Below are 7,280 nucleotides of genomic sequence, written 5' to 3'. Positions count from 1 at the left end.
GTGCTGTGGTACATCTCGGGCAACCGTGACGAGGATGTCTTCGAGGACCCATTCACGTTCGACATCCTGCGGAATCCGAACCCGCACATCGCATTCGGTGGCGGCGGCCCGCACTTCTGCCTGGGCGCGGCGCTGGCACGCACCATGCTGCGCTCGCTGCTGACCGAGGTCTACACCCGCATTCCCGACATCTCGGCGCCCAAGCCCCACTTCCAGGTGGCCAACTTCATCAACGGCATCAACAGCCTGCCGGCGACCTGGACGCCCGAGAAGCGCTGAAACCAAGGAGTTTCGATGAAGACCAAAGCGGCAGTGTTGTGGGGGCTGCACCAGAAGTGGGAAATCGAAGAGGTCGACCTCGACGGGCCCAAGGAGAACGAGGTCCTGGTCAAGGTGGCCGCCGCGGGGTTGTGCCACTCCGACGACCACCTGATCACCGGGGACATGCCGATGCAGCTACCGGTGGTCGGCGGCCACGAGGGCGCCGGCGTGGTCGTCGAGGTCGGCCCGGGTGTCACGGAAGTCGCCGAGGGCGATCCGGTGGCGCTGAGTTTCATCCCGGCCTGCGGTCGCTGCGAACCATGTTCGCGCGGCATGAGCAACCTGTGCGTGCTCGGCGCCGCCATCATCGCCGGACCGCAGCTCGACGGCACCTTCCGGTTCCACGCGAAAGGCCAAGGGCTGGGCCAGATGTGCGTGCTGGGAACGTTCTCCGAATACACGGTGGTGCCGCTGGCCTCGGTGATCAAGGTCGACCCGTCCACCGCGCTGGACACCGCCGCCCTGGTCGGCTGCGGAGTCACCACCGGCTACGGCAGCATGGTGCGCACCGGCGAGGCGCACGACGGCGACGCCGTGGTGGTCATGGGTGTGGGCGGGATCGGCATGAACGCCGTGCAGGGCGCGCGGATCGCGGGCGCGCGGGTGATCGTCGCGCTCGATCCCGTCGAGTACAAACGCGGCCGCTCGCTGGAGTTCGGCGCCACCCACACCGCGGCGACGGTCGACGAGGCGCACGCCCTGATCGCCGACCTCACCCGCGGCCAGATGGCCGACGTGTGCGTGGTCAGCACCGACTCGGCCGAGGGCGCCTACGTGGCGCAGGCCCTGAGCCTGGTCGGCAAGCGCGGCCGGGTGGTTATGACCGCGATCCCGCACCCGACCGACACGTGCGTCGACATGTCCCTGTTCGACCTGACCCTGTACGAAAAGCAGGTTCGCGGATCGCTTTTCGGATCATCGAATCCTCGGCACGACATTCCCCGCATGCTCGACCTGTACCGCGCCGGGCGGCTGAAGCTCGACGAACTGGTCACCCGCGAATACACCCTCGACGAGATCAACCAGGGCTACGCCGACATGCACGCGGGTGTGAACCTGCGCGGACTGATCAGATTCTGACCCATGCTCAGTCTCCTCACGATCGCATTCATTTTCGGTGCCCCGCTGGGCATCCCGATCGGCGTCAGCGCCGTGCACCACGCCAACGACAGGTGGCAGCGCTTCGCGAGACGGCTCGGACAGACGCGGGGAGTGAAGCCATGACCGACATCCCGCACTATTCGATGTACATCGACGGCCGTTGGCGCGACAGCTCGGCCACGTTAGAGGTGCGTGATCCGGCCACCAGCGGGTTGGTGGCCACGGTGGCCGAAGGCGATGCCGCAATCGCCGACGAGGCGGTCGCCGCGGCGAAGGCCGCACACGATCGCGGCGTCTGGCGGTCGACGCCCCCCGCCGAGCGCGCCCGCATCCTCGATGCGATCGCCGACAACCTGGCCGCGCGCTTCGACGAATTGACCGCCCTGCAGGTACGCGAAAACGGGGCGACCGTGCGGTCCGCGGGCGCCTTTCTCCTGGGCTATTCGATCGCCCACCTGAAATATTTTGCCGCGTCGGCGGGATCGTATGCGTTCGAGGAGACCGGGCCATTGATGGAAGCGCCGACGCTGGCCGCCGGCGTGCTTCGTCGGGAGCCGGTAGGGGTCTGCGCCGGGATCGTCCCGTGGAACTTCCCGTTGCTGCTGGCGGTGTGGAAGCTGGGCCCCGCTTTGGCGGCCGGCAACACGATTGTGCTGAAACCCGACGATCAGACCCCGCTGACGTTGCTCGAATTAGCCAGGGCGGCAGATGAAGTCGGACTGCCGGCGGGGGTGCTGAACGTTGTCACGGGACCCGGCCCGGTCGTCGGCGCTCGGCTCGCCGAACACCCCGACGTCCGAAAGGTGGCCTTCACCGGCTCAACCGAAGTCGGCAAGACCGTGATGCGCGCCGCCGCCGACAACGTCAAGAGGGTCACCCTCGAGTTGGGCGGCAAGGGCGCCAACATCGTCTGCGAGGACGCCGACCTGGACCTGGCGGTCGACGGCACGCTGTTCGGATTCCTGCTGATGAGTGGTCAGGCATGCGAATCCGGAACCCGGCTGCTGCTGCACGAGTCAATTCACGACGAGTTCGTGCAACGGCTGGCCGCCCGCGCGTCCACCCTTGTCATGGGTGACCCGATGAGCCCGGCCACCGACATCGGCCCGCTGATATCGGCCAAACAGAAAGCGCGCGTGGAGAAATACATCGCGCTCGGGCAGGAGGAGGGATGCAAGATCGCGTTTCAGGGCGCGCTTCCCGCGGAACCCGGCCTGGCCGAAGGCCATTGGGTCGCCCCCACGATCCTGACGGGCGCCACCAACGACATGCGGGTGGCACGGGAGGAGATCTTCGGGCCGGTGCTGGTCGTGATCAAGTGCGCCGATGACGCCGAGGCGGTCGCGATCGCCAACGACAGCGAATACGGATTGTCCGCCGGTGTGTGGAGCACCGATAATCAACGCGCGTTGGCGATCGCCCGCCGGCTGGAGTCCGGCACGGTGTGGATCAACGACTGGCACATGGTCAATGCGATGTTTCCTTTTGGCGGGATGAAGCAAAGCGGTCTGGGCCGCGAGCTCGGGCCCAGCGCGCTCGACGAGTACACCGAGCAAAAGTTCGTGCATATCGACATGACCAATGACCGTGCCAAGCGGGTCTATGCCGTTGTCGTGTCGGTGGCGGCGGAAACGGCCTGATCGGTGTACCCGGCTACCCACGCGGAGAATGGGCCTGATCATCCTGCCGTCATCCTGGCGGAGTCCGGAGATGTGTTGACCTACCGGCAGCTCGACGACAACTCCGCTGCGCTGGCGCGGGTGCTGTACGACGCCGGGCTTCGCCGTGGCGATGTCGTCGCACTGCTGTCCGACAACGCCGCTGAGGTCTTCGAGGTGTACTGGGCGACGCAACGATCGGGTCTGTACATCACCGCCGTCAACCACCACCTCACGGCCCAGGAGGCCGCCTACATCGTGCGCGACTCGCGTGCACGCGCGCTGGTTGTGTCGGCTGCGCTGGGCGAACTGGCGGCCGAAGTCGCCGCGCGGGTCGAGAACCACGGGCCACGGCTGGCTTTCGGCGGCAATGTTCCCGGATTCGACCGCTACGAAACCGTTCTCGCCGAGGCCGGCCCGCGCTTGCGCGAGGAACCGTCGGGCGCGTTGATGTTGTACTCCTCGGGCACAACGGGTTTCCCCAAGGGCGTCAAGCCGCCGTTGCCGAACCGGCGCGTCGACGAGCCGGGCGATCCCATCGTGGCAATGGCCCGCGATGTGTACGGCATAACGGACACCGACATCTATCTCTCTCCGGCGCCCGTCTACCACGCCGCACCCCTGCGATGGTGCGGGATGGTGCAGGCGATCGGCGGGACCGTCGTGCTGGCGAAGAGGTTCGACGCCGAAGCCACGCTGCGGCATATCGAGCGGTACGGGGTCACCGTCGCGCAGCTGGTCCCCACAATGTTCGTGCGCCTGCTCAAACTGGGCGACACCCTCCGCGCCGGCAGCGACCTGTCGAGCCTTCGGGTGCTCATCCACGCCGCGGCGCCCTGCCCCGTCGAGGTCAAACGGGCGATGATCGAGTGGCTCGGCCCGATCCTCTACGAGTACTACGGCTCCACCGAAGCCCATGGCTTGACCTTCATCGACTCCGAGCAATGGCTCAGCCACCCCGGCTCGGTCGGGCGCAGTGTGCTTGGGACGCTGCACATCTGCGATGACGACGGCCGCGAGCTGCCCGCCGGCGCCGTCGGCACCGTGTACTTCGAACGCGATCACCTCCCGTTCGAGTACCACAACGACCCCGACAAGACCGCCGCCGCGCGCCACCCGGAACATCGGTTCTGGACCACCGTCGGCGACCTCGGCTACCTCGACCCCGACGGCTTCCTGTACCTGACCGACCGCAAGTCGTTCGTGATCATCTCCGGCGGGGTCAACATCTACCCCCAGGAAGTGGAGAACGCCCTGACGCTGCACCCGGCGGTGCTCGACGTTGCGGTCATCGGGGTGCCCCACTCCGAGATGGGCGAAGAGGTCCGGGCTCTGGTGCAGCTGGCGCCCGGCGTGGGTCGATCGGATGCCGTCGCAAAAGAACTCATCGACTACGTCCGCGAACGGATCGCGCATTACAAGGCGCCGCGCTCGATCAAGTTCGTCGACGCCCTACCCCGAACCCCGACCGGCAAACTCGTTAAAAGCAAACTGCGGCAACAGGTTACGGTCCCAAGTTAGTGCTCTTGGTCAGCTCCTCCCATTTCGCGATCTCTGCCGCGCGCGCGTCGGCGACATAGCGATAGAGCTTGAGGGCGTCCGGGCCGAGCAGCAGGAACGCAGGCGGCTCGCCCGATTCGACGGCCGTGATGATCGCGGCGGCCGCCTTGGCGGGGTCGCCGGCCTGGTTGCCGTGCATGGTGTCGTTTTCCTTGCGCCGCTGCCCGGCGGTGACCGCGTAGGCGTCGATGACCGTGGCCGATTGGGTCAGTGAGCGACCGGCGAAGTCTGTGCGGAACGCGCCGGGCTCGACGACCGCCACCGAAATGCCCAGCGGCGCGAGCTCACCACGCAGGGCTCAACCTGCAGTTTGCGCTTCAACCACTCGTATTCGCCGCGCGGCATCCGGTGGTCGTAGGGGTACCGCTCGCGCCACGTGTCGACGTGATTGCCATCCCGATCGAGAAGGACCGGGTCGTCGTCGTCCTCGTCGTTGACGGTGTAGCCGTGTTCGGGAGTCGAAAGGTCGTCCAAATCGATCTGTGCCATGGTCCGACGCCGGTCCCGTCGGTGACGGCGATCGGGTCGGACGGGCGCACGGTGCTGGTCGCCCGGCCGGGCGCGTTCTACGCTTCAAGAAAGCATTGACGAGGCATGAGCGGAGGAAGCAAAAGTGAGGACGCTCGAAGGCGTGCTGGCCGGGCACCCGTTCTTCAGGGGCATCGACCCGCGCTATCTGCAGTTGGCGGTCGGCTGCGCGGCCAACGTGCGCTTCACCGCAGGTGAGTTGATCTTCCGCGAGGGCAGCCCGGCCGATCACTTCTATCTCATTCGCGCCGGCAGGATCGCCCTCGAAACGGGCGCGCCCGGCCGTGGCAGCCTGACGGTGCAGACGCTCGGCGACGGAGAGATCCTTGGCTGGTCGTGGCTGGTTCCCCCCTACAACTCGCGGTTCGATGCACGCGCGGTCGAGACGACGCGAGCCATCGTCTTCGACGGCAAGTGCCTGCGCGAGAAATGCGAAGAGGACCACGAACTCGGATACGAGTTGCAGAAGCGCGTGATCGCGGTGCTAGGCGAGTATCTCGATGCGACAAGGTTCCGGCTCCTGGACATCTACGCGGACGCCATCGAATGAGACCGGCTCGGCGAGCATCCTACTAACTCGCCGCCGCACACCGCTCCAGCCGGAAGGTGCGCTCGAAGCCCGCGGGGTGCGTCGTCAGCGTCACCTCCACCGCGCCGCCGGGGGCGACCACGTAGCGCTCCTCCACATCGGGGCCGTCACTCCAGCGGCCGACCGGTTGCCGCCCGAGGTCATCCCGGTCGTAGAGGGCCGGGTCGAAGGGGAAGAGGACCGGGTCGTAGGGCGTCACGTCGCCGTCGGGACGCCCGTCGACCAGGCGGCTGCACTCGACGAACCGGAAGTGCCCGATGTTGTGCGCCGCTCGGTAGGTCCGCGTCACCACCAGCGGGGTGCGTCCGTCCGCCGGAAGCGCGGCGTCCTTGGGGACGATCGGGTCGAAGACCACGTCGGTGCCGGCCTGCGCCTCACGGAATACCCCGAAGTGCCGCGAAAAGCGTTCGGACAACGCGAAACCCGCCTCCTGGTCGATAAAGACCGCCAGGCCGATGGCCGTCGCGGCGAACGGGTGCGGGGAGCGCTTCACCCGCTTCTCGCCGTACGCCGTGCGCAGCATCCGGGAAACCAGCGGGAAGCCCCCGGCCCCACCCACCACGTAGATGCCCGCCACCTCCGACCACGCCACGTCCTTGCCACCTCTCGGATCGTGCAGGACGCGGCGCAGCACGTCGGTCGTCTTGTCGACGAGCGGCGCACACACGGAGTAGACGTCGTCGATCCCGCAGGAGAACGGTGGCCGGTCGACCGCGTCGACGCCCGTGAGGTCCACCAGGAAGCGGCGCGTCTGCGGCCCGACGGCCTCCTTGCGGGCGGCGCACTCCTCCCTGAGCAGCTCGCGGGTGGCGGGATCGACGTTCTTCAGCTCCAGGCGGGCGAGCACCAGGTCCACGATCGCCTCGTCGAAGTCGTCACCGCCGAGGCGTTGAATGCCTTCGCTGACGACGACCTCGTTCTCGTGCCCGGTCATTTTCAGCAGCGACGCGTCGAACGTGCCCCCGCCGAGGTCGTAGACGAGGACGTATTCGCGTTTGGCGGTGATGGTGGAGCGGTACCGGTGCGCGTACTCGAGGCTGGCGGCCGACGGCTCGTTCAGCAGCGCGACGACGTGAAAACCCGCCGCGACGAACGCGTCCAGCGTCAGGAGGCGCTGGGCGGTGGAGGCGTTGGCGGGCACGCTGATCGCGGCCTCGATGGTCTCACCAGGGGCCAGGGTGACGTTCGAGCGACGCTGCAGATCGCGCCTCAGCTGAGCCAGAAAGCCGGCGAGGAGGTCGGCCAGCCGATGGTCACGGCCGGCGAGGCTGACCACGGTCTGCGGCCCGGCCTCGTTGAGCAGGCGTTTGAACGACCGCAGCACCGACCAACCCGGTTCTTGGCGGACGGCAGCCGCGTCCACCCCGAATCGCAACTCTCCGTCGGCGTTGGCCGCGACGATCGACGGCCAGGCGTCCACCCCGTCGAACGAGACGACCGGATAGTTGCCGCGGTCGACGGCCGCGACGACGGTGTGGGTGGTGCCAAAGTCGATGCCGACCCTCATTCCGCAAAATTCTAGG

At 67.3% G+C, this 7,280-nt stretch carries 7 protein-coding genes and 1 pseudogene; 5 read left to right on the top strand and 3 right to left on the bottom strand.

What is annotated here, in order from left to right; translation table 11 throughout:
- The 4 genes from VMD50_RS26105 to VMD50_RS26090 all read left to right on the top strand — a co-directional run.
- On the top strand, positions 1-279 hold a 279-nt coding region (locus VMD50_RS26105), incomplete at its 5' end, for a cytochrome P450 (protein ID WP_325432222.1).
- 15 nt (positions 280-294) lie between these two features.
- Positions 295-1,401 carry an NDMA-dependent alcohol dehydrogenase gene (locus VMD50_RS26100; protein ID WP_325432220.1) on the top strand — a complete coding sequence of 369 codons (1,107 nt, stop codon included), beginning with the start codon at positions 295-297 and terminating at the stop codon, positions 1,399-1,401.
- Positions 1,402-1,541: 140 nt separating this feature from the next.
- Complete coding sequence (locus tag VMD50_RS26095; RefSeq protein ID WP_325432218.1) at positions 1,542-3,062, top strand: aldehyde dehydrogenase family protein; 1,521 nt, start codon at positions 1,542-1,544, stop codon at positions 3,060-3,062.
- Positions 3,063-3,065: 3 nt separating this feature from the next.
- Positions 3,066-4,601, top strand: a complete 1,536-nt coding sequence (locus VMD50_RS26090; RefSeq protein WP_325432216.1) for an AMP-binding protein — start codon at positions 3,066-3,068, stop codon at positions 4,599-4,601.
- Here VMD50_RS26090 and VMD50_RS26085 read toward each other — a convergent pair.
- Both VMD50_RS26085 and VMD50_RS26080 read right to left on the bottom strand, forming a co-directional pair.
- Positions 4,585-4,938: pseudogene (locus tag VMD50_RS26085) on the bottom strand (Rossmann-fold NAD(P)-binding domain-containing protein); the annotation flags it as partial. The gene VMD50_RS26090 and the pseudogene VMD50_RS26085 sit on opposite strands and share 17 nt — an antisense overlap.
- Positions 4,848-5,129, bottom strand: a complete 282-nt coding sequence (locus VMD50_RS26080) for a hypothetical protein (RefSeq protein WP_414686180.1) — start codon at positions 5,127-5,129, stop codon at positions 4,848-4,850. The pseudogene VMD50_RS26085 and the gene VMD50_RS26080, both read right to left, overlap by 91 nt.
- A gap of 124 nt (positions 5,130-5,253) precedes the next feature.
- Between VMD50_RS26080 and VMD50_RS26075 the strand changes: the two genes are divergently transcribed.
- Positions 5,254-5,718: a cyclic nucleotide-binding domain-containing protein gene (locus VMD50_RS26075; RefSeq protein ID WP_325432212.1), complete on the top strand. Its 465-nt coding sequence runs from the start codon at positions 5,254-5,256 to the stop codon at positions 5,716-5,718.
- Between the two features lie 22 nt (positions 5,719-5,740).
- Here VMD50_RS26075 and VMD50_RS26070 read toward each other — a convergent pair whose 3' ends face one another.
- Positions 5,741-7,264 carry an Hsp70 family protein gene (locus tag VMD50_RS26070; protein WP_325432210.1) on the bottom strand — a complete coding sequence of 508 codons (1,524 nt, stop codon included), beginning with the start codon at positions 7,262-7,264 and terminating at the stop codon, positions 5,741-5,743.
- Between the last annotated feature and the right edge of the window lie 16 nt (positions 7,265-7,280).

The sequence above is a fragment of the Mycobacterium sp. genome (assembly GCF_035506235.1).
GTDB lineage: Bacteria > Actinomycetota > Actinomycetes > Mycobacteriales > Mycobacteriaceae > Mycobacterium.
Note: the sequence above shows the minus strand (reverse complement) of the source record. Positions and strands in the feature narration are given on the sequence as shown.

Coding starts and splice junctions, on each gene's coding strand:
- VMD50_RS26095 (WP_325432218.1), top strand. CDS start 1,542: ATGACCGACATCCCGCACTATTCGATGTACATCGACGGCCGTTGGCGC.
- VMD50_RS26080 (WP_414686180.1), bottom strand. CDS start 5,129: ATGGCACAGATCGATTTGGACGACCTTTCGACTCCCGAACACGGCTAC.
- VMD50_RS26070 (WP_325432210.1), bottom strand. CDS start 7,264: ATGAGGGTCGGCATCGACTTTGGCACCACCCACACCGTCGTCGCGGCC.
- VMD50_RS26100 (WP_325432220.1), top strand. CDS start 295: ATGAAGACCAAAGCGGCAGTGTTGTGGGGGCTGCACCAGAAGTGGGAA.